The following is a 982-nucleotide window of genomic DNA, read 5'->3' on the forward strand; positions in this document are numbered from 1 at the left end:
CTGCGCCACACCCCGATATATCTTAATCAGTGCCGTTTGATAATAACCTTAACGACAAAATTTATTATACAGACTTCCCTTTAATTAGTCAACACCTTTTTTGAAGTTTTTAATTAAATTTTGACAGTTTTTATTGTAAATTCTCTTCAAATCCTTATTTACCTTCTTTTCTCTTATATACCTTAAGAATACTAATTACATATATTGTTACTACTAAATTCTCTGCCTATATTAAAATAAACTTAAATAAAACTAACAAATTATGTAATTTAATACTTAACACAAAGAAGAAATTTAAATAGTTCCCTATGTAAAAATAAATATATTTATACATGGAACTATTTAAATGTATAACAAGTTAAATTATTATATGTAAACTATAAATATTTTTTCATCTCTTCTGTTAACTTAGATAATGCATTTCCCCTATGACTTATAGCATTTTTCACTTTAGAAGGTACATCATTAAATGTAGCCTTTAGTTCTGGCACGTAGAGNNCATATCCAAATCCTTCACACTCTTTGTACTCCTCTAATATTAAACCTTCTACTTCACCTTGAACTTTGATAATATCTTTATCATTGACTATTAAAACCATAGCACATATAAATTTTGATTTTCGTTCATTAAAAGGCACACCTTCTAACTCTCTTATTAACTTTTTATTATTTTCCACTGAATTTCCATGTTCACCACTATATCTAGCAGAGTATATTCCTGGAGCCCCATTTAATACTTCTACTGATAATCCTGAATCATCAGATAAAACAAGTACGTCTTTACAAATTTCATGAATTGCCTTAGCCTTTATGTATGCATTTTCCATAAATGTAGTTCCTGTTTCTTCTACATCTATATCTATTTCAGCTTCTTTTAAAGATACTACCTCTAAATCAAACTCTTTAAGAATCTCCTTTATTTCTACAATTTTATGATGATTATTACTAGCAACTATTACTCTTTTCATTACAAATTCTCCTT

Annotated in this window: 1 protein-coding gene; it reads right to left on the minus strand. The window is 27.3% G+C overall.

Going from position 1 to position 982, the window contains the following annotated elements; all coding sequences use genetic code 11:
* Positions 1-377 precede the first annotated feature (377 nt).
* On the minus strand, positions 378-968 hold the full coding sequence (gene rdgB, locus B2671_RS12140; RefSeq protein WP_346870674.1) for an RdgB/HAM1 family non-canonical purine NTP pyrophosphatase: 591 nt from the start codon (positions 966-968) through the stop codon (positions 378-380).
* Positions 969-982: the final 14 nt, after the last annotated feature.

Source organism: Clostridium sp. UBA5119 (assembly GCF_002414285.1).
Taxonomy (GTDB): Bacteria; Bacillota; Clostridia; order Clostridiales; family Clostridiaceae; genus Clostridium_J; species Clostridium_J sulfidigenes.